Source organism: Flavisphingomonas formosensis (assembly GCF_009755815.1).
Taxonomy (GTDB): domain Bacteria; phylum Pseudomonadota; class Alphaproteobacteria; order Sphingomonadales; family Sphingomonadaceae; genus Flavisphingomonas; species Flavisphingomonas formosensis.
Map to the genome: position 1 here is coordinate 222,318 of NZ_WRPK01000001.1, position 23,069 is coordinate 245,386.

Consider the following 23,069-nt stretch of genomic DNA (forward strand, 5'->3'; position numbering starts at 1 on the left):
CATTCTCAAAACATCGCGGCCCTCGTGTCGCCCGGCGCCAGCCCATAGAGACGGACGGATACAGCAGAAGAGGATGACGCATGGCCGATCTCTGGTCCTACAAGGGCAAGCGCTGCGTGGTGGTGGGCTGCTTCTCCGGCATCGGCGAGGCGACGGCGCGCGAGCTGGTGCGGCTCGGCGGCGAGGTGCACGGCTTCGACATCAGGCCCTCACCGGTGGAACTCGCCTCCTTCCAGAGCTGCGACCTGCGAGACCGCGCGCAGATCGATGCCGCGCTGGCCGCCGTGCCGGGGCCGATCGATGCGCTGTTCTATTGCGCCGGCCTGCCGCAGACCTTTCCAGCGATCGAGGTGATCCAGGTCAATTTCCTGAGCGTGCGCTACCTGATCGAGCAGGCGCTGCCTAAGATGCCGGAAGGCTCCGCGATCGCGGTCATCGCCTCTACGGCGGGCAATGGCTATATGCAGCGGCTCGATACGATCCGCGAGCTGATCGCGACGCCGGATTACGACGCCGGCCTCGCCTGGGCCGAGCCCCGCCTGGCGGAGCTCGGCGATCCCTATACCTTCGCCAAGGAGGCGGTGATCGTCTGGGGCCTGCTCCAGTCGCAGGAACTGATCAAACGGGGCGTCCGCATCAACCTCTTGAGCCCCGGGCCGACCGAATCCGGCATGACCAAGGATTTCGAGGCGGTCTCCAGCGCCAAGATGATCGACGTCTTCACCCGGCCGATCAACCGGCGCTCCTCCTCGGCCGAGCAGAGCTATCCGCTGATCTTCCTCAACACGCCGGGCGCGAGCTACGTCAACGGGCTGAACCTCGTCGCCGATGCCGGCTTCACCGCGGGCGCGATGATGGGCGTGTTCGATCCGATGGTCCTGCTCAAGGAGGCGATGGAGGCATGAGCCATAGCGACGAGCGCCGCGATCGCGGCGAGGCGATGTTCGGGAAAATCTATGGCGATGTCGTGCCGCTGCCGCCGCGCGAGGGGCGATCGGACTATGTCACCAACACGATCGAGCAATTGTTCGCGGAGGTCTGGTCGCGCGACATATTGAGCGTGCGCGACCGGAGGCTGATGATCTTCGGCGTCGCCGCGACGCTCGGCGATGCCGGCATATTGGAGATCCAGCTGCGCGCCGCGCTCGCCAATGGCGAGCTGACGCCGGAGCAGGCGGAGGAGGTCGCCGTCTTCCTCGTCCATTATGTCGGCCATCCGCGCGGCTCGACCCTGCTCGGCGTGCTGCGCAAGGTACTCGACGATCACAAGCAGGGCTGAAGCCCGCCGGGAGACTGTAGATGAAGATTTTGCTGGTTGGCGGCACGGGCATGATCGGCGCGCATTGCGCCACCCACCTGAAGTCGCTCGGTCATGACGTCACCCTCGCCGCGCGCAACGCGCCGTCGGCAGGGACCGAGCTCGTCACCTTCCCCTTCATCAAGGGCAGCTATCTGGACGGCGATTTCACCGTCGACCAGCTCAAGGGCTTCGACGCGCTGGTGTTCGGCGCGGGCAACGACATCCGCCACATCCCCGAGGGCGCGGACCCGTCGGCCCATTATGAGCGCGCCAATTCGATCGGCGTGCCCAAATTCTTCGCGTTGGCGCGCGAGGCGGGCATTCCCGTCGCCGTCTATATCGGCAGCTATTATCCGCAGGCCGCGCCGCAGCTGATCGAGACCAACGACTATGTCCGCTCGCGCCATCTCGCGGACGAGGGCATCCGCGCGCTGAACACGCCGGAATTCCGCGTCACCAGCGTGAACGCGCCGATCGTGGTCGGTTCGATCCCAGGCCTCGCCGTCTCCTTCTTCGATTATTACATCAGCTACGCGATGGGCCAGTTGGAGGGCATTCCATACTTCGCTCCGCCGGGCGGCGCCAACTGCATCTCCACCCAGTCGCTCGCCGAGGCGGTGGCCGGCGCGCTGGAGCGCGGCGAGCCGGCCAAGGCCTATCTGGTCGGCGACGAGAATCTGTCCTGGCAACAATATATCCAGATGTTCTTCGACGCGGCGGGCAGCGACGTGACGCTGCCGGTGATCGACCAGGAGCATCCGCTGTTTCCGGACGCGACGATGTTCGCCGGCCGCGGCGGCACCATCTATTATGACCCGGATCCCGCGGAGACGGCGCTGCTCGGCTATCGCCGCAACGACATCCGCAATGCGGTCGAGTTCCTGGTGGGCGACTTCAAGGCGCGCAACGGGATGTAGGTAACGCTACCCTCATTCCCGCGAAGGCGGGAATGAGGGGTTGGACGGATTAAAAACGGAGACGTGAGAATGGCCGACAAGACAGTGGCGATCGTGACGGGCGCGAGCCGCGGTGCGGGGCGGGGCGTTGCGATCGGGCTGGGGCAGACGGGGGCGACCGTCTACGTCACCGGCCGTACCACCGCGGAGGGCCAGTCCAAGTTCGCCGGCACGATCCGCGAGACGGCCGAGGCGATCACCGCCGCCGGCGGCAAGGGCATCGCCGTCGGCGTCGACCATCGCAACGATGCCGAGGTCAAGGCGCTGATGGACCGCGTCGCCGAGGAGCAGGGCCAGCTCGATATCCTCGTCAACAACGTCGCCTATATCGACGACGATCTGATCAATCCCGGCGTCTTCTGGGAAAAGCCGCTCGCCCTGGTCGACATTCTCGATGTCGGCCTGCGCAGTCAATATGTCGCCTCTTATTATGCCGCGCCGCTGATGGTGAAGCGCCGCCGCGGGCTGATCACCTTCTCCTCCTCCTTCGGCTCCGCCTGCTACATGCATGGCGCCGCCTATGGCGCGCAGAAGGCCGGCGTCGACAAGTTCGCCGCGGACATGGCGGTGGACCTGCGCGATTTCGACGTCGCCGCCGTCTCGATCTGGATGGGCCCGCTCAAGACGCACCGCACCGACGTCGCCGCCAAGGCGCATCCGGAGCAATATGAGGAGTTCATGAAGGTCGCGGAATCGCCGGAGTTCACCGGCCGCGTCATCCGCGCGCTCTACGACGACCCCGAGCTGATGACGCTGTCCGGCCAGACGCTGATCGGCGCCGAGATCGCGCAGAAATACGGCATCACGGACGACAATGGCGTCGTGCCGCCTTCCTATCGCGAGATGCTCGGCGAGCCGCGCATCCCGCATCCGGCGATCGTGCGGTAAGGCACGGGATATCCCATTACCCGTCATTCCGGACTTGATCCGGGATCCATTCGCCGCAGCGGTGCCGATAAGACGCGACGCTGCGGCGAATGGATCCTGACTTTCGTCAGGATGACGGACGTTGGTGGGACACCTTAACCCGCCCCGCCCGCCGCAGCGCGATGCGAATCCCGGTCATCTGCGGCATGGCGTTGATCGTCTCGCGCCGTTCGTCGTCGAGCAGCAGGTTGGTCGACACGCCGTCCTGATAATAGCCGCGATTGCTCGCCGCATCCGGCAGACCGCCGAAGCCGTGCGCCAGCGTCACCACCCGCCGGCGCAAGGTCGCGTCGGACTCGGCCACTGCCACCACCGATCCGCGCGCCGAGCTGATCTCCACCTCGTCGCCGGCGCCGATCGACAGTACGGCGAGATCGTCGGGATTCATATACGCGCGGTTGTAGGGAACGCGCTTGCGCGTCGTCGGCAGGTCGCGGCCGACCGAGTTGAACGTCTCGCGCAGCCGCCGCACGGCAAGGCGATAGAAGAAGCGCCCGTCCTCGTTCTGCTCGCCTTCGCGGCGTGCGGCGTCGAGCTCGGCGCGGACATCGTCCGGCATCACCGTGAAGCGGCCGGTCCAGCCCGGTTCGGCCGGCTCCACATATTGCGGCTCGCCATCGACGATCAGCCCGCGCGGATGGCGCTTGATCTCGTCGAGCGAGACCGGCGCGTCCTTGGCCGCGATCGCCAGCATGTCGTCGACGCTCGGCGACGTTTCCATGTCGAGCGGCACGCCCCGCCAGGTGAGGGGGATGCCGAGCCGCTTCGCAAGGCCCCAGAATATCTCATGATCATGGACCAGCGCGGCGCCCTCGGGCGGCGCGGCCACCGCCGGCGTGTAGCGGGTATAGGCCTCGTCCTGGTAGATCATATATTCGTAGAGCCAGAAGGGCAGGTCCGGCCGCTCATATTGCATGTAGGGCGGCAGGATATAGTCGGCGAGCTCCGCGGTGACCGACATGGTCGGCTCGATGCAGACGAGCAGGTCGAGCGAGCGCAGCGCACGGACGATCTTGCGCTGGTCCGGCACCGACGAGGCGGGATTGCCGCCATGGACGATCAGCGCGCGCACCTGGCCCTCGCCCGGCGTCAATATCTCGTCGGCGAGCACGCCGGTCATCATCTCCTCGGCGAGCATGCCCGATCCGTCGATGCGGCTCTTCGGGCCATGGTCCCACCAGCGCGGCGCCGGGATCGCCTGCGCGCGGCGCGGATAGCGCGGCAGGATCGCACCGGGATTGGGCACCGGATCGCCCGCGCGCAGGAAGCGCCCGCAGACCACGTTGATCGCCTCGATCAGATGCGCGGCGAGATTGGAGAAGGGGCCCATGTCCGGCCCGGTCGAGCTGCCGGCGATGCCGTTCAGCCCGGACGCCGCGAACAGCCGCGCCGCCTCGACCAGATCCTTCGCCTTCACGTCGGCGCGGGCCGCAGCATAAGCGGGCGTGAACGGCGCGACGGCGGTGCGGAGCGTCTCCAGATCGGCGACATTGGCCTCGCAGAATTCCCTGTCCTCCCAGCCATTGGCAAGGATGATGTGGAGGATCGCGGCGAGCACGGACACGTCCTCGCCGGGCAGCGGCTGGATCAGCAGGTCGGCGAATTGGGCAGTCTCGGTGCGGCGCGGATCGATGACGATCAGCTTCATGCCCCGCGCCTTGGCCTCCTTCATCCGCTTCACCGGATTGCGCACGTCGAAGGGCGGATTCTGCGAGACGAGCGGGTTGGTGCCGAGCAGCATCAGCACCTCGCACTGGGCGATCGTCGGTTTTCCCGGCGGCCACAATCCGATCCGGCCGGCCGTGACCATCTTGGCGGACTGGTCGATCGTCGCGGAGCTATAGGCCTTGGGCGATCCCAGCGCCTGCAGCCATTCGATCAGCAGGGTGACGGCGGAGGAGGTGAAGAAGCCGCCGCCGCCCTTGTAGCCGGCGATCGCCTCCGGCCCATGCGCCTTCCGGATCGCGGCCAGCCGCTCGGCGATCTCGTCGAGCGCCTGCTCGATGCCGATCTCGGCAAAGGCGCCGTCCGGCATCCGTTTCAGCGGCCGCAGCACGCGGTTCGCGCTGTAATGCGCCTCTACCGCGCGCAGGCCCTTGAAGCAGGCGAAGCCCAAAGTCTGCGGATCCTCGCGGTCGGCGCGGATGTCGACGAGACGGCGCTCCTCGTCGAGCGTCACCACCATGCCGCACGATCCCATGCAGATGCGGCAGAAGGACAATGCTTCGCTGCGGCTCATCGGCCCTCTCCGGTTTTGTATCGTGACGTCATTCTAGGCTCTGACAGTGAACACCTCCAACACCGTTCGGGCTGAGCCTGTCGAAGCCCTTTCCTTCTCCTTCTGTCTTCCCGGGAACCGAAGAAGAAGGGAGTGCTTCGACAGGCTCAGCACGAACGGGGAATTATGCCCATCGTTTCCGACTGCCAGCTTAGTCTCGCTTCGACTCGCCCAGCAGCGCCATGTCTTTTGCCAAGCGGCCACCCTTGTCCTTTCGGACGCAAAGCCTCCTCGCCGCCCTTGATGTGCCCGGTGCTGCCCCTAGTCTAAGCTCGCTCCGTGAAAGACGGCCGGCAAGACGCCGCGGCACGACAGGCGAGCGAGGGGAAGGGCCGGATGCTGGTTGCGGAAGAGATCGCCGGATTGGGCGCCGGCCTCCAGCCCGTGCTGCGCTTCAACATGAGCGGCGCGGCCGAGACGCGCTCGGGCGAATCCGATCGCTATCGCACCGCGATCGAGATGGCGGCCTATGCCGACGCCAACGGCTTCGCGGTCGTCAATGTCGAGGAGCATCATGACGCCGAGATCGGCTGGATGCCCTCGCCGCTCGTCCTCGCCGCCGCCATGGCCTCGCGCACCGAGCGGATCGGGCTGCGCGCCTCCGCCATCCTCGCGACGCTCTACGATCCGATCCGGCTGGCCGAGGATATCGCGGTGATCGACCTCATCAGCCGCGGCCGCTTCAGCTTCGTGCTCGGCCAGGGCTATCGCGAGAGCGAATATCATGTGATGGACCGCAACTTCGCGGCGCGTGGCGAGGCCACCGATTTTCTGATCGATACCTTGCTCAAGGCCTGGTCGGGCGAGCCGTTCGACTATCGCGGCCGCACCGTCCATGTCTCGCCGCGGCCCTACACCGATCCGCACCCGCCCTTCTGGTATGGCGGGATGAGCATCTCCGCGGCGAAGCGCGCGGCGCGTTGGGGGCTGCCCTTCCTGCCCGGCCAGCCGATGCCCGAGATCGAGGCGATCTATCGCGCCGAGGCCGAGCGGCTGGGCAAGCCGGCGCATGTCTCCTCGTTCAGCGATCTCTCGATCCTCTTCGTCGATCCCGACCCGGACCGCGCCTGGGAGGAGATCGGCCCGAACATCCTCAAGGAAAACCGGCAATATTCGGCGTGGAGCAAGGCGCGCGTGAAGCGCCACTACGCCACCGACAGCGGCTCGATCGAGGAGCTGCGCGCCAGCGGCATCTTCGAGATCCTGTCGCCCGACCAATGCCTGGAGCGCGCCCGGCGACGGCTCGACGAAGGCGCCTTCCGGCCGATCCTGCATCCTCTGGTCGGCGGCCTGTCGCCCGAGCGCGGCTGGCGCTGCCTCACCCTCTTCGTCGAAGAGGTGATGGGGCGGCTATGAGCGGCATCGTCCTCGTCACCGGCGCGGGCGGCTTCCTCGGCAGCCATGTCGTGCGCAAGCTGGTGGCCGAGGGGCGCAGGGTGCGCGCCTTCGTGCGCAGGTCGACCAACGTCGAGGGCATAAGCGACCTGCCGGTCGAGTGGGCCTATGGCGACGTCACGGATCGCGAAGCGGTGGCCGCCGCGGTCGCAGGCTGCGAGAGCCTGTTCCACTGCGTCGTCAATACGCAGGCCTGGCTGCGCGATCCGGCGCCGATGCACCGCGTCAATGTCGAGGGGCTGCGCAACGTGATGGACGCGGCGCTGGCGGAAGGGATCAAGCGCTTCATCTTCACCAGCACCATCGCCACGATCGGCATCAACGGCACGGGCGTGTCGACCGAGGAAGACCGGTTCAACTACGGCAGGACCGCGGGCAACTACATACGCTGCCGGGTCGAGGCGGAGGAGCTGTTCTTCGGCTATGTGCGCGAGCATGGCCTGCCCGGCATCGCGATGAACGTCGCCAACACCTATGGGCCGGGCGACTATGCGCTCACCCCGCACGGCCGGCTGCTCTCGGCCGCGGCATTTGGCGAGCTGCCCGTTGCGATCGACGCCGGCCTTGCCTGCGTGGGCGTCGAGGATGCGGCCGAGGCGATGCTGCTCGCCGAGAAAAAGGGGCGCATCGGCGAGCGCTACATCGTCTCCGAACGCTGGCTCACCCAGCAGCAGCTCTACGAGATGGCGGCGGACCAGGCGGGACGGAAGGTGCGTTTCCGCAAGATGCCGATCTGGATGCTCTATGCGCTCGGCTTCGGCGCGGACGTCGTCTCGAAGCTGCGCGGGCGCGACAGCCAGCTCTCGGTCGAAAGCGCGCGGCTCAGCCACATCCTGCCCGACATGGATGCGAGCAAGGCGCGGCGGGAATTGGGCTGGTCGCCGCGGCCGGTGGAGGAATCGGTGCGCGCAGCGGTCGATTTCTACAAGACGCGGCGGGGATACGCTCATCCTCCCCCAAAGGGGGAGGGGGACCGCGCGTAGCGCGGTGGAGGGGCCGCCGCCCACCCCAAGCGAACGGCATCGATTTCAACAAGCGGCTCGCCCCTCCACCACCAGCCTGCGGCTGGCGGTCCCCCTCCCCCTTCGGGGGAGGATGTAGAAGGATCAGCCGCCTTCTAGCACCTTGCCGCTGCGTCCCACGGGCCGCAGCATCATGAACTCATAGGTGACATTCGACGGCAGGTCGAAGATGTGGGCGATCTCCTCGCCGACCGCCTCTACCGGCATCATCCCGTTCCAATAAGGCCCGCGCTCCATCCAGTCGGCATAGGCTTCCTGCACCACGTCGGGATCCCAGCCGGTGCCGAAGCCGGTCGAGGTATCGCCGGGGATGAAGCTGGTGACGGCGATATTGTCGCGCTGCACCTCGTAGCGCAGCTCGTCGGTGAAGCGCTCCAGCCCCGCCTTGGTGGCGCCGTAGATGGAGAGGAAGCTGAACGCGCCCTCGACATGCACCGTCGCCGAGGAGACGTTGACGATGCGTCCGCCACCCCGCGCGCGCAGATGCGGGATGATCGCGCGACAGGCGAAGATCGGGGCGAGCAGATTGATCGCGGTCTGTTCCAGCACCTGATCGGGATCGAGACTTTCGACGCGGTTGGGATAGGCGACGCCGGCATTGTTCACGATGCCGTCGATCCCGCCGAAATGATCGGCGACCTGCGCGATCGCATCCTCGATCTGGGTTCGCTCGGACAGTTGCGCGGCAATGGTGAGCACGTCGCTGCCCAGCTTCCGCTTCGCCTCGGCCAGCGCCTCTTCGCCGCGCGCGATAATGGCGACCTTGGCGCCGCGGCGGACGAGGCCGGCGGCGCAATGAAAGCCCATGTTGCGCGCGCCGCCGGTGACGATGACGACCTTGTCCTTCGCGCTCATGCCGCCTCCAGTGCCACGGTCTTGGTCTGCAGATATTCCTCGAAACCCTCGACACCCATCTCGCGGCCGAGGCCCGACTGTTTGTAGCCGCCGAAGGGCGCGTCGGCGGCGAAGTAGTTGGCGCTGTTCACGTTGACGCCGCCGGTGCGGATGCGCCGCGCGACGGCGAGCGCGCGGTCGGGATCGGCGGACTGCACCGCGCCGCTGAGGCCGTAGACGGAATCATTGGCGATGCGCACCGCATCGTCGTCGCCGTCATGCGGGATGGCGACCAGAACGGGGCCGAAAATCTCCTCCTGGGCGATGCGCATATCGTTGGTGACGTCGGCGAACAAAGTCGGCTTAATATAATAGCCGTCCAGCCCCTCGGCGACGCCGCCGGTCACCAGCCGCGCGCCCTCCTCGACGCCCAGCTCGATATAGCCGCTGACGCGATCGAACTGGGATTGCGAGATCACCGGGCCGAGGATCTGCTCGGGGCTGGAAGGATCGCCGAACGGGATGCTCTCATAGATCGCCTTCAGCGTCTGCACGCCCTCCTCGTAGCGCGAGCGCGGCAGCAGGATGCGGGTCGGCAACGCGCAACCCTGGCCGGCATGGTAGCAAACCGCGGCGGCGCCATAGAGCGCGTCGGGGAATTTGGCGTCGTCGAGCACGATGTTCGCCGATTTGCCGCCCAGCTCGAGGAAGACGCGCTTGAGCGTGGGCGCCGCGGCCTCGGCGATGCGCCGGCCCACCCCGGTCGATCCGGTGAAGGAGATGACGTCGACGCGCGGATCGGCGACGAGCTGCTCGCCGAGCGTCGCCTTGTCCGCGCTGGTGACGATGTTGAGCACCCCCGCGGGCAGGCCGATGTTCGCGGCCGCCTCGCCGATGATCGTCGCCGTCCAGGGCGTGTCCGGCGCGGGCTTCAGCACCATGGTGCAACCGGCGCCGAGCGCGGCGGTCAGCTTGGCGAGGTTGATCTGCACCGGCATGTTCCACGGCGTGATCGCGCCGACGACGCCGGCCGCCTCCTTGAACACGAGGCGGCGGCTGGGCGTGCCCATCAGGCTGGTGACGCCGATGTCACGGCGATATTCGTAGCGTTCGGCGAGATCGATCGTCCATGTCATCATCTCGATCGGGAAATAGAGGCCCGGCCCGGCGATCACGCCCGCGGTGGCGCCGGTCTCGGCCGCGATGCGGTCGCGATAGATGTCGGCGAGGCGGCGCAGCTCGGCCTGCAGCTTGCGTAGCATGGCAACGCGCAGCGCAACATTTGTCGGCCAGTCGCTCTGGTGGAAGGCGCGGTGCGCCGCCGCGATCGCCTCCTCCATATCGGCCTGCGATCCGTCCGCCGCGCGGCCGACCGGCTTGGCGGTGGCTGGCGCGATATTCTCATAGGTGCGGCCGTTCTCGGCCGGGCGCTGCACGCCGTCGATGTAGAGCAGGGAATCGGGAAAGTCGCTCATGGTCCGATCCTTGGTTTCGGGGATGACACCTCTCTTTCGTCATCCTGACCCTTCGACTTCGCTCAGGATAAACTCGCCTGCGGCGAAGTCAGGATCCACCAGCTGCAGCATTGCGCCTTATTGGCAGCGCTGCGGCTAATGGATCCCGGATCAAGTCCGGGATGACGAAGAAGAAGCACTGTCTCGTCTTCACACATTCGCCCGCGCGACATGCCGCGCGGCACGGCGGCCGGAGAAGACGCAGTCGGCGAAGGAGAGCCCGCTGACATAGGTCTGCGAGGCGATGCCCACCGCGGTACGCCCTGCGGCGTAGAGCCCGGCGATCGGCTGGCCCGCCTCGTCCAGCACCTGGCCGGTGCGCTCGTCGACGCGCAGCCCGCCGAAGGTGATTACCGGCAGCGGCAGGAAGCGGCTCGTGATCGAGATGTCCATCGCATAGAAGGGGCCGGCCTCGATCGGCTGCATGTCGGCCACTTCCTTGCCGAAGCGGTCCGGCTCCTGTCCCTTGGCAGCACGGTTATAGGCCGAGACGGTATCGAGCAGGGTCGCCTTGTCGAAGCCCATCTTGTCGGCCAGCGCCTCCAGCGTCGGAGCCTTAGTGTAGTTGAAGGTTAGGTTGAGCAAGGTCACGTCGCGCTGGAAGGGGACGATCAGCGGATCCATCGCCTGCTTGCGCGCCGCGGTGCGGCCCTTGGCGTCGTAGATGATGTAGCCGTGGCCGCCATGATGGTCGACGATATGCTCCCCCATCGTCGCGCCATAGACGGTCTCGTCGACGAAGCGCTCGCCCTTGGCATTGACCACGATCGCGTCCGACCACGCCTTCGGCGGGTTGATGAAGCGCCATGAGCTCACCTTGCCCATCAGCGCGGTGGATCCGCCCGCGGTCATGCCCATGATGATGCCCGCGCCCTGGTCGCCGAGCGTGCCGTTGGGCATGCCTTTCGCATAGGCCGGGGCATAATGCTCGACCATCTTGTGGTTCATGATGAAGCCGCCGGAGCTCAGCAGCAGGCCTTCCCGCGCGCGCAGCCAGCGCGTCTGGCGGGCATGCGCCTCGATCTTCATCGCCTTTTTGAGATAATGGTTGCCGATCCCGATCGTCACCGCCGCGAAGGGCAGCGAGGGGGGCAGCATCGCCAGATATTTGTCGGCCGTGGCGATATAGGCCGCGAACTTCTTCGCATCCTCGCTGCCCTCAGGGATGGTGAGCACCTTCACGCCGATCACCCGCCCGGTCTTGTCGAGTGCGAGCTGCCGCGCCTCGGTATGGCGCAGGAATTTGAGGCCGAGCTTCAGCGCGGAATCGCGCAAGGGGTTGTAGATGCCACTGCCCAGGCCCCACGCCTTCTTGCCATTGCGGGTATGCGCCCGATGGCCACGCGCGGCTGGCTTGGCCTGCTTGACGTAATTGGCGACCAGCGAATTGTCGGGGTGATAGAGGAAATAGTCGAGCGGCGGGTAGGACGCCTTCTTCTTCCACACCTTGCTGTTGAGCTTGCCGCCATGCTTCAGGATCCAGTCGACGGTCGGCGCGCTCTCGTCGACGAAGCGGCGGATCGTCTCGTCGGCGACGACATTGCCCGCCTCGATCTTGAGATATTTGTACATCTCCTCGGGCGGATCCTCCTCGCCCGCTTCCTTCTGGATGGCGGTGCCGCCGCCGGCATAGAAGATGCCGCCATTGGCGGCGGTGGAACCGCCGCCTTCATAGCGATCCACCGCCAGCACACGGACACCGCGCTCCAGGCCTTCCAATGCAGCGGCGACGCCCGCGCCTCCCAAGCCGACGATGACGAGATCCGCCTCATCGTCCCAGGGATGCGCATCGGGATCGTCGAGGATCAGCGGATCCTCGACCTCGAGCCCGACCTCGCGCGCCCTCGCTGATATGGTCATGGCCTCAGACCCCGAAGCCGCCGGAGACGGAGATCTGCTGCCCGGTCACATAATTGGCGTCGTTGGAGGCGAGGAACACCGCCGCGGCGCCGATGTCCTCGGGCTGGCCCCAGCGCTTGAGGCACAGCGTCTTCTGGACCTCGTCGGTCCAGGCCTGGTCGAAAACACCCTGCTTCGACAGCTCCAGGAACATGCCCGCCTCGATCACGCCGACCAGCACGGTGTTGGCGCGGATGTTGTTCTTGCCTTCTTCCTTGGCGATGCCGCGGATCAGCGCCTCGTTGGTCGCCTTGGGCGCCACCGACAGGCCGTCCAGCGCCGGCCACCATTTGTCGCCGGCCGAGCCGAGATGGACGAAGGAGCCGCCTCCGGCCACGCGGAAATGCGGGATGGCGACCTTGGTCGCGGTGAAGAAGCCGAACACCTCGATCTCGACGGCGCGGCGGAACTGCTCTTGCGTGGTATCCGCGATGAACACCTGATCGACCAGCGGCCCGGCGCCCCAAACGACGGTGTGGACGCGGCCATGCGCGGCGATCGCGGCATCGAGCGTCGCCTGCACCTTGTCCTGTTCGCGCACGTCTACCTGATGGGCGGTTGCCTTCACGCCCAGCGCGGACAATTCGGCCGCCGCCTTCTCCGCCGCGTCCTTCTTCGAATTGTAGCAGATGGCGACGCCGGTGCCGGCGCGCACGAAGGATTCCGCTACTCCCAGACCAATCCCGCCGCTGCCGCCGAACACCAGGGCGGCGCCATCGGGAAATTTGCTCGTCATATCGATCGTCTCCAACAGAGTTTGTGCGGCACTATGGAGCGCGCCCGTATCAGGCAGCCTGTGCCGGACGCTGTCCGCCGCAGATCACGTCTGTCACGAGCTCGGTGTCCATGAATTCCTTCATTTGCGTGATCTTCCCGTCGCGCAGGCGAAACAGGAAATGGTAGTGATTGGCATATTCGCGGCCGGATATGTGGGTGGCCTGCGATGTGGCCTCCATCGCCACGCGATCCTCTTCGGCGGTGAGGTTCAGGATGGTGAACTCCACGCCTTGGGGAAAGGCCTCGAAGATGCGGCCGGCGGCCATCGCCACCTGCTCGCGCGAGAAGCGGCCGGAAATCAGGGTGCGGCCCATCGTCTCGCAATAGCCGTCCTCGGCATAGCCGGCGATGATCCCTTCGACGTCGCCCTTGCTGATCGTCTTCATGAACTCGGTGACGATCGCCTTATTCTCTTCCGGCGTGGCCATGGCGCTCTCCTGTAGCGGGCGGGCCGCCCTGTTCTTTCCTGCGGCCTGGTCGTTCGTTTATTTCGGGTCGAAGCGCAGCGGCACATGGGTGAAGCCGCGCACGCTCGGCGAGTGCATCCGGTCGAGCCCGCTCTCGTCCACCTCGAAATGGCCGAGCGCGGCGATGATCTCCTCCATCGCCACCTTGGCCTCCAGCCGCGCTAGCGCCGCGCCCAGACAGGCATGGAGGCCGCCGCCGAAGCCGAGATGGTCGCGCGCGTTGCGGCGGATGTCGAAGCTCTCGGCATCCTTGTACTTGCGCTCGTCGCGATTGGCGCTGGTGAAGATCAGCGCCACCTTGGCGCCCGCCGGGATGGTCTCGCCATGCAGCGACACGTCGCGGGTGGTGGTGCGCGCCATCATCTGCGTCGGCCCGTCGAAGCGCATCACCTCCTCGATCGCCGAGGGCAGCAGCGCCATGTCGCTGCGCAGCAAGGCCGCCTGGTCGGGATGCTTGTGAAGCTGGTAGCAGATGTTGCCGATCAGCTTGGTGGTGGTCTCGTTGCCGGCGATCGAGAGGATGTAGATATAGCCGACCACATCGTCATGCTTCAGCCGGCCTTCCGCCTCGGCCTGCATCAGCATCGCGATGATATCCTCGCGCGTCTGCCCTTCGGCGCGCTTGGCCATGTCCTGGTTGAAATAGTCGTAGAGCTTGAGCGTGGCGTGCATGCCCTCGTCGGGCATCTCGAACTTGCCCTCCTCCCGGTGGACGACGCTGTCCGTCCAGGCGCGCAGCATATCCTCGTCCTCGCGCGGGAAGCCGAGCAGGCGGCAGATGATCGCCATCGGCAGCTTGGCTGCGAAATCGCCGATGATGTCGATCCGGCCCGTTGCGAGGTGCGGCGCCAGCAATTCGCGCGCCATCTGGCGCACGGCATCCTCCAGCGGCGCCACCTGCTGCGGGGTGAACAGGTTGCTGATGAGGTGCCGGAGCTTGGTGTGCACGGGCGGATCGGTGTTGATCAGATATTCGACCTGCGCCTTCAGATCCTCCAGCGAGGTGCCCTGCGCGCTGGAGAAGGTCCGGAAATCCCGCGCCGCGTTGGCACAATCCTCGTAGCGGGAGAGCGCCCAGAAGTTGAACTTCTTGTTGTGGAAGACGGGCGCCTCGTCGCGCAGCCGCCTGTAGACCGGATAGGGGTCGTCATGCAGCGCATAGTCGAACGGATCGTAATTGACCGGTTCCCGGGAGAGTGTCGTCGTAGCCATGTCGCACCGATTTCTGATGGGGCGCCGCGGCGGGATAAGGGTCCTCCATCGCGGCTGGAAAACGAAGTTGAGCCTATAGTGACGGCAAAGCCTTGAAAATCGCCCTTTGCTCGACGGTGTCGCTGCCTTTTCGCGATCCGGCCAACAATGGCCTGAACGATGGCCCTTCCGGACAAGGATTATGAGCGAGCCTCTTCCCCGTTCGGGCTGAGCTTGTCGAAGCCCTTTCCTTCTTCCTTGCTTCCAACACCAAAAGAAGCAGGGAGTGCTTCGACAAGCTCAGCACGAACGGTGATCGCGGGGTGCGGCCCACGGCCTCCGCCCTTACGCCCGCATCGTCGATCCGCCGTCGATCGCGATCACCTGACCCGTGATCCAGGCGCCGTCGTCCGAGAAGAGATGGGCGACCATCGCGGCGATGTGGCGCGGCTCGCCGACCACGGGGATACGCTGCGCCGCCGTCACCATCTCCATGAAGCCTTCGGGCAGGGCGCTCGCATCGCGCCGCCCGAGCACGAAACCCGGCGCCAGCGCGTTGGCCCGCACCCCCTCCGGCCCCCAGCGCGTGGCGACATGGCGCATCAGCGCGTTCACGCCGGACTTGCTCATGCCGTAGGAGAAGCGGGTGGGTTCGCCGATATAGGCGGAGCCCGAGCCGGTATAGACGATCGCGCCGCGGCTCTTCACCAGATGCGGCATGGCGTGCCGCGTCACCAGCACGAAGCCGCGCAGATTGATGTCCATCGTGCGGTCGTAGATGGCGAGATCGGTCGCGACGGCGTCATAATCCTCGCCCGCGACGGAAAGATCGGCGGCATTGGCGTGGACGAAGTCGAGCTGGCCGAAATGGTCGACCGCGGTCTGGACCAGCCTCTTCACCGAGGCGTCGTCGCCCTGGTCATAGGCCGTGGCGATCACCTCGACGCCAGTCGCCCGGCTGATCTCCTCGGCGTCGGCCTCAGCCTGGTCGAGAGCGATGTCGCCGAGCAGGACGCGGCAGCCGTCCTCCGCGAGTCGCCGCACCGTCGCGGAACCGATCGATCCGCCGCCGGCTACGAGGGCGACCTTGTTCTCGAGCCGCTTCATGTCCAATCCCTTCTACTTTCATCCTCCTCCAGAGGGGGAGGGGAGCCGCGCCTGGCGCAGTGGAGGGGTTCCGCTCACCGCAGACGCATCGCTCGTTGCCGGCCTGAACCCCTCCACCATGCTGCGCATGGTCCCCCTCCCCCGCTGGGGGAGGATGAGAAAATCAGCTCAGCGACGCCACCTCGCTCGCCACACGCGCGCGCACTTCGCCCTCCGGCGCCTTGCCGGCGCGCACCGCATCGATCACCTCATCGCCGAACAGGCCGCGCGCCATCGCGGTGAGGTCCGGATTGCGGCGCAGCTCGTGCCCGCCGTCGATCGCGAAGCTCTGCCCGGTCATCCAGCCCGATTCCGGGCCGGCGAGGAAGCGCACGCCGCGGCCGATATCGTCGGGCACGCCGGTGCGGCCCATCGGGATCTGATCGAGGAAGGGCTGCACGACGCTCTGGGCATCGAACATCGCGCCGGTGCTTTCCGTGCGCGTCATGCCCGGCCGGATCGCGTTCACCCGTACCTTGGCGCTCGAAAGCTCGTCCGCGGCGGAGCGCACGAACTGCTCCAGCCCGCCCTTGGCCGTGCAATAGGCGGCGAGCCACGGGAATGGCATGATCGCCGCCGTCGAGGAGACGCAGACCACCGTGCCGCCGTCCTTGAGCAGCGGCACGCCGTAGCGGATCACCAGGAAGGCGGTGATGATGTTGATCTCCAGCTGCTCGCGGAAGGTCTCCGGCGTGTGCATCAGGATCGGCATGAAGCCGCCGCCGCCCACCGTCGGGATCAGCATGTCGAGCGTGCCGTCCATGCGGTCGGCAATCTCCAGCCCGCGCTGGACGTCATCGGCGGAGGAGGAATCGCCGGAGAGGATCTCCACCCGGCCGCCCGGCACCTCTTCCAGCAGCATCGCACGGGCGCGCTCCAGCGCATCCTGACGGCGTCCCATCAGCAGCACGCCGGCCCCGTCCTGCAGCAGGAACTTGGCCGAAGAGCTGCCGATCCCGCCGCTGCCGCCGGTGATGAAGGCGGTATGGCCTTCGAGGACACCACCCGCCATCACGCGACCTGCGGCTGCGGCGCAGCCGCCGCCTCGGCCTGGTTGCGGAAATGCGGGATCAGTGTCTCGCCGAGATTGCGGATCGTCTCCATGATCGCCCAGTGCGGGATGGTGCCCATCTGGACGAGGAAGAGGATCTCGTCCGCGCCGGAATTCACCAGCCGCTGCACATAGTTGATCGCATTGTCGATCGTGCCGTAGGCGTCCTGCTCGACATGGTAGTTGCCGGTCTGCAGGTCGGTGATCTCGATCTTCTCCTCGCCGAGATAGGTGACGAGATTCTCCTTGTCCTTCTCCAGCAGCGCCATCTGCTCGTCGAAGGAGAGATCCTCGATCACCGGGGCGGGGCCGCCGCGGTAGAAATGCTCGATCGCCTGGATGAAGAAGCGCTGGCCGCGCAGGCCCATGCGCCGCGCCTGGTCGCGATCCTCGAGGATCACCGCCGGGCACAGCGCGGCGAGATGCTGGGTCGGGCGGAAGCCGACTTGGTCCTCGGGCTTCCGGTTGGCGAAGGCATCGCGGTAGATCTTGTTTTTGCGGGCGATCTCCTCGGGGCCGGTGAAGCCCATGACCAGCGCGCCGATGCCGCGCTCGCCCGCGGTCAGCAGCGAATCCTCGCGCGAGCAGGCCATGTACATCGGCGGATGCGGATCCTGGTACGGCTTCGGCCAGACCGCGCGGCGCGGGATCTGGATATATTCGCCCTCATGCTCGATCTCCTCGTTCACGAAGATCTTCGGGATGAGGTACATCGCCTCGTCGACCATCGGGCCGATCTCGCTCACCTTGTGGCCGAACAGGCCGGCCTCGGTGTCGGTGCCGCCCTTGCCCACGCCGAAATGGACGCGGCCGTTTGAGAGCTGGTCAAGCATCGCGACGCGCTCGGCCACCTTGGCGGGATGGTTCATCTTGTAGGGCAGGCAGACGACGCCATGGCCGACATGGATGCGCTTGGTCATCCCCGCGACGAAGGCGAGGAAGGTCTCCGGCGCCGACATATGGGCATATTGGGTAAGCGCATGATGCTCGACCGCCCAGATGCAGTCGAAGCCGAGCTCCTCGGCCAGCTTCACCTGCTCGATCATGTCCTGGAACATCTGATGCTCGGACTCGCGCGACGTGTCCGTAAGCTGCGCCTCATAGATGATCGAAAACTTCATGCATCCATCTCCCGGAATTCTTTATCCTTGGGCTACAGGAGCTTGAGGCCCCGTTCCACAGGGGCACCCGGCCGTCGCAACTTAACGTCCATATCCAGCAAGCCGTCTCCATCGACATGCTGGCTCCGAAATGCTTCCCGCTTTAGCGTCGCGCCGAGCACAAACGTGCGCGCAATGATCGAGAGGATGGCGGAAAATGGCGGATTTCGAGGGCAAGGTCGCGCTGGTCACCGGTGCAGGCAGCGGCATCGGCCGCGCGACGGCGGAGCTGTTCGCAGCCCGTGGTGCCAAGGTGGTGGTGTCGGACGTCTCGGCCAAGGCCGGCGAGGAAACGGTCGCGCAGATCAAGGCGAAGGGTGGCGAGGCGAGCTTCGTCGCCTGCGACGTCAGCGACGAGGCGCAGGTGAAGGCGATGGTCGCCCATGCCGTCTCCACCTATGGCCGGCTCGACCATGCGGTGAACAATGCCGGCATCGATCCCGAGCTGGTGCCCGAGGCCGAGTGGCGGCTCGATCATTTCGACAAGATCATGGGCGTCAACGTGCGCGGCGTCTTCCTCTGCATGAAGGAGGAAATCGCCCAGATGTTGAAGCAGGGCGGCGGCACGATCGTCAACATCGGCTCCTTCGCCTCTTATGCAGGCGTGGTGAACAAGCCAGCCTACAGCGCCAGCAAGCACGCCGTGCTGGGCATGACCAAGGCCTCCGCGCTGCAATATGGCAAGCAGGGCATCCGCATCAACGCGATCTGCCCGGGCGGCGTGAAGACCGCGATCATGAACGACAATATCGGCAACAACTTCGCCGAGGGCGAGAAGATGGTGGCGGCGAACCATCCGGTCGGCCGCGTTTCCGAGCCGTCCGAGATCGGCGAAGCGGTGCTGTTCGCTTCCGGCCCAGGCGCGGCCTTCATGATCGGCCACGGCCTGCTCGTCGACGGCGGCCTTGCCGCTCAATAGGATAGAGACCAGGTTCCAGCTATTCGGATCGCACGAGGCGGCGTTCGGCAAACGTTTGCCGAATGCCGCAATTTTTGCCGAGCGCCCGATCCACGAAGCCGCTATAGGAAGCGCCGCCCCGTGCAACTACTGCGTATCAGAGTTGCATAATTGACACTTGTGTAAGCAAGCTCCCCGTATCATGGAGCGCAGCAAGGGGCCCGGCGCTTTTCTGTGGGGATCGATGCATGCGCTTGCTGTGTTGGCTGAAGGGGCATTCCGTTCATCGCAAACGCGTCCGCTATGACGGCAATGTCTATACGGGCAATTGCCGCCACTGCGGCCGGGTACTGGTGCGCGAGCCCCACGGATGGGTCCTGCCGCTCGCTTTGCCGAAGGAATGAAGCGCGGCGCCGAGCGTGACGGCAGCTGATCCGGACAGCTGCGCGGCTGACCCGGGTCGAATCGACCACGCGCCGGAACCGGCGGGGAAGCCAGCTTTGCTGCGTCGGTCGCCCGAAAGCCAACAGTCTGCTCATGGCCCAATCGCAGGCATCGCTGTCCCGCTCGGAGCTCGATTGAAGACGACCCTTATGCAGAGTTGAGCGCCAGGTAGCGGTCCCGTCCGGTCTTGATGAAGGTTTGCATCGTTTCGAAGACGTGGAAGGAGTCCTTGCGCGCGAAGCCGTCCGAGATCGCTTCCATGAGCTTGAGCGCTACGTGCTGCGTCTCGAAATCATGCATGGTGAGGACACGCACCGTGTTCACATGGTCATAGTAGCGCGAGATGACCGAGACCAGTCGGCCGTTGGGAACGACGCCGACCCAGATGTCGCGGAAGTCGGCATTGGCGATCATGATCTCGGGAACGCAGGCCTCCAGAGTCGCACGGCGCGAGCGTTCCAGGGCTTCCGAGAGGCGAACCAGGTCTGCCTCGGTCAGCGCCTGCGTCGCGGCTGCCGCCGCGCGCGGTTCGAGCGCGAGGCGGATCTCGAAGATCTCAAGGATGTCGGCGCGCGTCAGGTCGGGCAGGCGGAAGCCGCGAGTGGAGCCGACGAGATAGCCTTCATGGACCAGGCGGATCAGCGCCTCGCGCGCCGGCATGCGCGACATGTTGAGTTCGGCGGCAAGCACCTTGTCCACCAGTCTGTCGTCCTGGCCGAGCTCGCCGCGGCGCAGTCTGGCGCGCACTTCGGTATAGGCGATGTCCGCACTGCTGGTTCGCGTCGTGTCGTCGTCGGTCGACGTCGTCATTGCCTAGTCCTCTCCAGATGGGGCGGTTGCCAATGACGGCCATGCATGCGTCACGCCAGCAGACGCGCCGCGAAATTCGATCATGCGCCCCGGCCCTCGTGCCTGATCGCCGATTCCATAACGCCCGAGGCGAAGCAACCCCGCGGTGCGGTGTCGCGAGCGTCAGGCGGAGCAATCGCGATCGGCGCGCGGCCGCATGGGCAAGATCGCCAGCGCCAGAAGCGATATCGCGCACACCCCGACCAGGAAGCCGGCGACGGGCACGGGATCGCGATAGTGCGCATAGAGCGCCGTCGCGATCACCGGCGAGAGGCCGACCACGAGCGAGGAGACCTCGTGCGCCATGGCAAGGCCCGAATAGCGCACGCGCGCCGGGAACAATTCGCTGAACATGGCGGGCTGCACGCCGATCATCGCCGCATGGCAAAGCCCGTTGCCCAGCACGAAGGCGAGCAGGACCAGCGGCGTCGACCCCGACGAGAGCAGCAGAAAGAAGGGATAGGCGAACAGGGCCATGGCCACGGCCCCGCCGGCATAGACGCGGCGACGGCCGAACAGGTCGGAAAGCCAGCCGAAGACAGGCATCATCAGGCTGTCCACCAACATGCCGAGCGTCACGCCCAGTACCAGAATATCGACCGGCACGCCCACGACCTTGCCGAAGGCGAGGGCAAAGGTGACGAAAAGGTGCGAACCGCAGGTCTCCGCCAAACGCGCGCCGATGCCCACGAGCAGTTCTTTGGGATGTTCACGCAGGACCGTGGCCAGGGGCGCGTGATCCACCCCCTGCACGGTTTCGGCGTGGGCGAAGTCGCTGGTCTCGTTGACGCGGAGGCGGATGTAGATGCCGACCGCGAAGATCGCGATGCTGACGAGGAACGGCAGGCGCCAGCCCCAGTTCATGAAATCCTCGGGCGAGAGCTGGCGGGCCAGGTAGAAGGCGAAGGAGGAGAGCACGAAGCCAAGCCCGACGCCGGTCTGGCTGAGCGCTCCGAAAAATCCTGCGCGCTTCCGCGAGGCGTTTTCGGTGATGAGCAGCACCCCGCCGCCCCATTCGCCGCCCGCCGCGATGCCCTGGAGGATGCGCAGGACCACCAGCGCTGCCGGGGCGGCGATGCCGATCCGGGCATAGCTGGGCAGCAGCCCGATCAGGAAAGTCGAGATCCCCATGATCGCCAGCGTCCAGAACAGCGAGGCCTTGCGCCCCACCCGGTCGCCCACATGGCCGAAGATCAGCCCGCCCAGCGGCCTTGCGGCAAAGCCCACGGCATAGCCTGCGAACGAGGCGAGCGTGTTCATCAGGGGATCGGTGCCCACCGGGAAGAACACGTCGCCGAAGACCAGCGCCGCGGCGGTGGCATAGAGGAAGAAGTCGTACCATTCGAGCGTGTTGCCGACGATCGACGCGGCTATGGCGCGTTTCAGGACGATATCCGGCTTTTGCGCGGTCTGCATGGAAGTCACGGTCTTCAGTCCTGTGATCGAGGGCGGGCGGACGGATCGGCGAGGACGACAGCCTCGATGGCATGGCCGCCCGATGCCGCGCGAAGGCTCACCCGTTGGCCGATGATCGCGTCTCGCGGCACCAGCACGATCATGCGCACGCTTGATTCCAGCGCAACCGTTCCGATGCGCAGGGGAAGGGATTTGGCGAAGGCACCGGGATCGAGCGAGCGGTGTACGGTGGCCGCGGCGACGAGCGTGCCGATCGCCTCCATGGCACGAGCCTCCAGGGCTTCGGACAGGCAGGTGCGGCACACCGATCTTGGCGGATACTGTGCCGTTCCGCAGCAGGCGCAGACCTGCAGGTCCAGCGTCACGTCTCGCCCTCCAATATGGCGGCAGCGGTGGCGAGGCAGCGATCGTAGGTCACCATCCCATAGCCGCTGGCAAGGGCGACGCGCGCGCCGGGCACCTGTCGGCCGAGGGGCTGGCCGGTGACCTGCCGCAAGGCCTCGACGATGGGCAGGAAGCCGCCGGCGGCGCCGGCCTGCCCGCAGGAAAGCTGGCCGCCGCAGGTGTTGAGCGGAAAGTCGCCTTCGATGCGCAGGTCATGCTGGCGCAGGAAGGCGGACAGCGCGTGCTTGTCGCAGAAGGCGAGATCGCTGATCTGCATGGCAGCGATCACCGGATAGTCGTCGTAGGTCTGCACGCAGTCCACGTCCGCCGGGACGAGGCCGGCTTGTGACCACAAGGCATCGGCGTCCATGCTCCAGCCGCCGCGGATCGCCACCGGATCCTCGTGGAATGCGTTGTGGCGTTCGACGGAGCCGGCGATGCGTGCGCTTGCGAGGCCGAGGTCGTTCGCGCGGTCCCGGCTCATGACGAGGAACGCTTCCGCTCCCGCGCAGGGCATCACGCAATCGAACAGGTGCAGCGGCTCGACGATCGGCGGCGCGGCGAGATACTCGTCGAGGCTGAGCGGCTTCGCGCCGAGCAGGGCATTGGCATTGCCTGCGGCATTGGCGCGCTGGGCTACCGCTATCCGGCCGAGATCCGCGCGTTCCAGGCCGAAGCGGCGCAGAAAATGTTCGGTGATGAGCGCGAACGGACCGTTGGGCCCGGGGTTGCCATAAGGGGCGACGGCGGCGGTCGAGAAGGTACTGAAGTCGTCGACCAGGCGCGCAAAGCTCAGCGGGTCGGCGGTGTCGGCGCCGATACAGGCGACCACTTCGGCGTCGCCGCACTGCACGGCCCGGGCCGCGCGCCGCAGCGCCATGATGCCGCTCGCGCCCCCCGTCGGGATCCATTCGATCCACCTCGGCGTCATGTCGAAATGTTCCGTGAGCGCAATGGTGGTGTCCGGGCCCATGGTGAAGGAGGAGACGGCGAGCCCGTCGATATCCTCCTTGGCGAGGCCGCTGGCCGCGAGCAGGCCAGAGAGCGCAAGGCCTACGAAGCCTGTCGCGCTGCGCGTGCTGGTGCGCGTGTAGGGGACGGTGACCGGACAGGCCACCGATACGCCGGTATAGGGCAGGGAGACGGGCATGGCCGATGCCG

22 protein-coding genes are annotated in these 23,069 nt (G+C 66.3%); 8 read left to right on the forward strand and 14 right to left on the reverse strand.

What is annotated here, in order from left to right; translation table 11 throughout:
* Positions 1 to 80 precede the first annotated feature (80 nt).
* The 4 genes from GQY20_RS01150 (at position 81) to GQY20_RS01165 (ending at position 3,144) form a co-directional block, all read left to right on the forward strand.
* The gene (locus tag GQY20_RS01150; RefSeq protein ID WP_157215205.1) at positions 81 to 905 is read left to right on the forward strand and encodes a coniferyl-alcohol dehydrogenase; all 825 of its coding nucleotides are present in this window, start codon (positions 81 to 83) and stop codon (positions 903 to 905) included.
* Positions 902 to 1,279: a carboxymuconolactone decarboxylase family protein gene (locus GQY20_RS01155; RefSeq protein ID WP_157215206.1), complete on the forward strand. Its 378-nt coding sequence runs from the start codon at positions 902 to 904 to the stop codon at positions 1,277 to 1,279. Before GQY20_RS01150 ends, GQY20_RS01155 begins: the two co-directional genes overlap by 4 nt.
* A gap of 20 nt (positions 1,280 to 1,299) precedes the next feature.
* Positions 1,300 to 2,217, forward strand: a complete 918-nt coding sequence (locus tag GQY20_RS01160) for an NAD-dependent epimerase/dehydratase family protein (protein WP_157215207.1) — start codon at positions 1,300 to 1,302, stop codon at positions 2,215 to 2,217.
* A 69-nt stretch (positions 2,218 to 2,286) separates the two neighbouring features.
* On the forward strand, positions 2,287 to 3,144 hold the full coding sequence (locus tag GQY20_RS01165; RefSeq protein ID WP_157215208.1) for an SDR family NAD(P)-dependent oxidoreductase: 858 nt from the start codon (positions 2,287 to 2,289) through the stop codon (positions 3,142 to 3,144).
* Positions 3,145 to 3,250: 106 nt separating this feature from the next.
* On the opposite strand, the gene GQY20_RS01170 is transcribed toward GQY20_RS01165, so the two are convergent.
* Entirely contained in the window at positions 3,251 to 5,422 is a 2,172-nt protein-coding gene (locus GQY20_RS01170; RefSeq protein WP_157215209.1) for a molybdopterin-containing oxidoreductase family protein, read from the reverse strand.
* 375 nt (positions 5,423 to 5,797) lie between these two features.
* Between GQY20_RS01170 and GQY20_RS01180 the strand changes: the two genes are divergently transcribed.
* Both GQY20_RS01180 and GQY20_RS01185 read left to right on the forward strand, forming a co-directional pair.
* Complete coding sequence (locus GQY20_RS01180; RefSeq protein WP_198350803.1) at positions 5,798 to 6,817, forward strand: LLM class flavin-dependent oxidoreductase; 1,020 nt, start codon at positions 5,798 to 5,800, stop codon at positions 6,815 to 6,817.
* Positions 6,814 to 7,839 (forward strand): NAD-dependent epimerase/dehydratase family protein, encoded by a 1,026-nt coding sequence (locus GQY20_RS01185; RefSeq protein ID WP_157215212.1) that lies wholly within the window; start codon positions 6,814 to 6,816, stop codon positions 7,837 to 7,839. The genes GQY20_RS01180 and GQY20_RS01185 overlap by 4 nt, the downstream gene beginning before the upstream one ends.
* Before the next feature lie 123 nt (positions 7,840 to 7,962).
* On the opposite strand, the gene GQY20_RS01190 is transcribed toward GQY20_RS01185, so the two are convergent.
* The 9 genes from GQY20_RS01190 to GQY20_RS01230 form a co-directional block, all read right to left on the reverse strand.
* Positions 7,963 to 8,733, reverse strand: a complete 771-nt coding sequence (locus GQY20_RS01190; RefSeq protein WP_157215213.1) for an SDR family oxidoreductase — start codon at positions 8,731 to 8,733, stop codon at positions 7,963 to 7,965.
* Positions 8,730 to 10,187: an aldehyde dehydrogenase family protein gene (locus GQY20_RS01195; protein ID WP_157215214.1), complete on the reverse strand. Its 1,458-nt coding sequence runs from the start codon at positions 10,185 to 10,187 to the stop codon at positions 8,730 to 8,732. Before GQY20_RS01195 ends, GQY20_RS01190 begins: the two co-directional genes overlap by 4 nt.
* Positions 10,188 to 10,376: 189 nt before the next feature.
* Positions 10,377 to 12,086 (reverse strand): FAD-binding protein, encoded by a 1,710-nt coding sequence (locus GQY20_RS01200; RefSeq protein ID WP_157215215.1) that lies wholly within the window; start codon positions 12,084 to 12,086, stop codon positions 10,377 to 10,379.
* A 4-nt stretch (positions 12,087 to 12,090) separates the two neighbouring features.
* Positions 12,091 to 12,861 (reverse strand): SDR family NAD(P)-dependent oxidoreductase, encoded by a 771-nt coding sequence (locus tag GQY20_RS01205; RefSeq protein ID WP_157215216.1) that lies wholly within the window; start codon positions 12,859 to 12,861, stop codon positions 12,091 to 12,093.
* Positions 12,862 to 12,910: 49 nt separating this feature from the next.
* Positions 12,911 to 13,330: a nuclear transport factor 2 family protein gene (locus GQY20_RS01210; RefSeq protein ID WP_157215217.1), complete on the reverse strand. Its 420-nt coding sequence runs from the start codon at positions 13,328 to 13,330 to the stop codon at positions 12,911 to 12,913.
* 57 nt (positions 13,331 to 13,387) lie between these two features.
* On the reverse strand, positions 13,388 to 14,581 hold the full coding sequence (locus GQY20_RS01215; protein WP_157215218.1) for a cytochrome P450: 1,194 nt from the start codon (positions 14,579 to 14,581) through the stop codon (positions 13,388 to 13,390).
* A 324-nt stretch (positions 14,582 to 14,905) separates the two neighbouring features.
* The gene (locus tag GQY20_RS01220; RefSeq protein WP_157215219.1) at positions 14,906 to 15,667 is read right to left on the reverse strand and encodes an SDR family NAD(P)-dependent oxidoreductase; all 762 of its coding nucleotides are present in this window, start codon (positions 15,665 to 15,667) and stop codon (positions 14,906 to 14,908) included.
* Between the two features lie 163 nt (positions 15,668 to 15,830).
* On the reverse strand, positions 15,831 to 16,718 hold the full coding sequence (locus GQY20_RS01225; RefSeq protein WP_157215220.1) for an SDR family NAD(P)-dependent oxidoreductase: 888 nt from the start codon (positions 16,716 to 16,718) through the stop codon (positions 15,831 to 15,833).
* On the reverse strand, positions 16,718 to 17,878 hold the full coding sequence (locus GQY20_RS01230) for an LLM class flavin-dependent oxidoreductase (protein ID WP_157215221.1): 1,161 nt from the start codon (positions 17,876 to 17,878) through the stop codon (positions 16,718 to 16,720). The genes GQY20_RS01225 and GQY20_RS01230 overlap by 1 nt, the downstream gene beginning before the upstream one ends.
* 196 nt (positions 17,879 to 18,074) lie before the next feature.
* Here GQY20_RS01230 and GQY20_RS01235 point away from each other — a divergent pair, with 196 nt between their 5' ends.
* Positions 18,075 to 18,836 carry a glucose 1-dehydrogenase gene (locus GQY20_RS01235; protein ID WP_157215222.1) on the forward strand — a complete coding sequence of 254 codons (762 nt, stop codon included), beginning with the start codon at positions 18,075 to 18,077 and terminating at the stop codon, positions 18,834 to 18,836.
* 227 nt (positions 18,837 to 19,063) lie between these two features.
* Positions 19,064 to 19,219, forward strand: coding sequence for a hypothetical protein (locus GQY20_RS01240; protein WP_157215223.1), 156 nt, complete (start codon positions 19,064 to 19,066; stop codon positions 19,217 to 19,219).
* 187 nt (positions 19,220 to 19,406) lie between these two features.
* Here the strand turns inward: GQY20_RS01240 and GQY20_RS01245 are convergent, their stop codons facing one another.
* The 4 genes from GQY20_RS01245 to GQY20_RS01260 form a co-directional block, all read right to left on the reverse strand.
* Positions 19,407 to 20,069 (reverse strand): GntR family transcriptional regulator, encoded by a 663-nt coding sequence (locus tag GQY20_RS01245; RefSeq protein ID WP_157215224.1) that lies wholly within the window; start codon positions 20,067 to 20,069, stop codon positions 19,407 to 19,409.
* A gap of 162 nt (positions 20,070 to 20,231) precedes the next feature.
* Positions 20,232 to 21,524 (reverse strand): MFS transporter, encoded by a 1,293-nt coding sequence (locus GQY20_RS01250; protein WP_157216099.1) that lies wholly within the window; start codon positions 21,522 to 21,524, stop codon positions 20,232 to 20,234.
* A gap of 14 nt (positions 21,525 to 21,538) precedes the next feature.
* A complete protein-coding gene (locus GQY20_RS01255) occupies positions 21,539 to 21,889 on the reverse strand; it encodes a Zn-ribbon domain-containing OB-fold protein (protein ID WP_157215225.1) in 351 nt (116 codons plus the stop codon).
* Positions 21,886 to 23,058, reverse strand: coding sequence for a thiolase family protein (locus GQY20_RS01260; RefSeq protein ID WP_157215226.1), 1,173 nt, complete (start codon positions 23,056 to 23,058; stop codon positions 21,886 to 21,888). Before GQY20_RS01260 ends, GQY20_RS01255 begins: the two co-directional genes overlap by 4 nt.
* Positions 23,059 to 23,069: the final 11 nt, after the last annotated feature.

What these genes read in the sequence shown, in the direction of transcription:
- GQY20_RS01215 (WP_157215218.1), bottom strand. Translation starts at nt 14,581, where the DNA reads ATGGCTACGACGACACTCTCCCGGGAACCGGTCAATTACGATCCGTTC.
- GQY20_RS01155 (WP_157215206.1), top strand. Translation starts at nt 902, where the DNA reads ATGAGCCATAGCGACGAGCGCCGCGATCGCGGCGAGGCGATGTTCGGG.
- GQY20_RS01250 (WP_157216099.1), bottom strand. Translation starts at nt 21,524, where the DNA reads ATGCAGACCGCGCAAAAGCCGGATATCGTCCTGAAACGCGCCATAGCC.
- GQY20_RS01205 (WP_157215216.1), bottom strand. Translation starts at nt 12,861, where the DNA reads ATGACGAGCAAATTTCCCGATGGCGCCGCCCTGGTGTTCGGCGGCAGC.
- GQY20_RS01165 (WP_157215208.1), top strand. Translation starts at nt 2,287, where the DNA reads ATGGCCGACAAGACAGTGGCGATCGTGACGGGCGCGAGCCGCGGTGCG.
- GQY20_RS01150 (WP_157215205.1), top strand. Translation starts at nt 81, where the DNA reads ATGGCCGATCTCTGGTCCTACAAGGGCAAGCGCTGCGTGGTGGTGGGC.
- GQY20_RS01230 (WP_157215221.1), bottom strand. Translation starts at nt 17,878, where the DNA reads ATGAAGTTTTCGATCATCTATGAGGCGCAGCTTACGGACACGTCGCGC.
- GQY20_RS01210 (WP_157215217.1), bottom strand. Translation starts at nt 13,330, where the DNA reads ATGGCCACGCCGGAAGAGAATAAGGCGATCGTCACCGAGTTCATGAAG.
- GQY20_RS01245 (WP_157215224.1), bottom strand. Translation starts at nt 20,069, where the DNA reads ATGACGACGTCGACCGACGACGACACGACGCGAACCAGCAGTGCGGAC.
- GQY20_RS01195 (WP_157215214.1), bottom strand. Translation starts at nt 10,187, where the DNA reads ATGAGCGACTTTCCCGATTCCCTGCTCTACATCGACGGCGTGCAGCGC.
- GQY20_RS01220 (WP_157215219.1), bottom strand. Translation starts at nt 15,667, where the DNA reads ATGAAGCGGCTCGAGAACAAGGTCGCCCTCGTAGCCGGCGGCGGATCG.
- GQY20_RS01185 (WP_157215212.1), top strand. Translation starts at nt 6,814, where the DNA reads ATGAGCGGCATCGTCCTCGTCACCGGCGCGGGCGGCTTCCTCGGCAGC.
- GQY20_RS01200 (WP_157215215.1), bottom strand. Translation starts at nt 12,086, where the DNA reads ATGACCATATCAGCGAGGGCGCGCGAGGTCGGGCTCGAGGTCGAGGAT.
- GQY20_RS01160 (WP_157215207.1), top strand. Translation starts at nt 1,300, where the DNA reads ATGAAGATTTTGCTGGTTGGCGGCACGGGCATGATCGGCGCGCATTGC.
- GQY20_RS01240 (WP_157215223.1), top strand. Translation starts at nt 19,064, where the DNA reads ATGCGCTTGCTGTGTTGGCTGAAGGGGCATTCCGTTCATCGCAAACGC.
- GQY20_RS01180 (WP_198350803.1), top strand. Translation starts at nt 5,798, where the DNA reads ATGCTGGTTGCGGAAGAGATCGCCGGATTGGGCGCCGGCCTCCAGCCC.
- GQY20_RS01235 (WP_157215222.1), top strand. Translation starts at nt 18,075, where the DNA reads ATGGCGGATTTCGAGGGCAAGGTCGCGCTGGTCACCGGTGCAGGCAGC.
- GQY20_RS01170 (WP_157215209.1), bottom strand. Translation starts at nt 5,422, where the DNA reads ATGAGCCGCAGCGAAGCATTGTCCTTCTGCCGCATCTGCATGGGATCG.
- GQY20_RS01260 (WP_157215226.1), bottom strand. Translation starts at nt 23,058, where the DNA reads ATGCCCGTCTCCCTGCCCTATACCGGCGTATCGGTGGCCTGTCCGGTC.
- GQY20_RS01225 (WP_157215220.1), bottom strand. Translation starts at nt 16,718, where the DNA reads ATGGCGGGTGGTGTCCTCGAAGGCCATACCGCCTTCATCACCGGCGGC.
- GQY20_RS01190 (WP_157215213.1), bottom strand. Translation starts at nt 8,733, where the DNA reads ATGAGCGCGAAGGACAAGGTCGTCATCGTCACCGGCGGCGCGCGCAAC.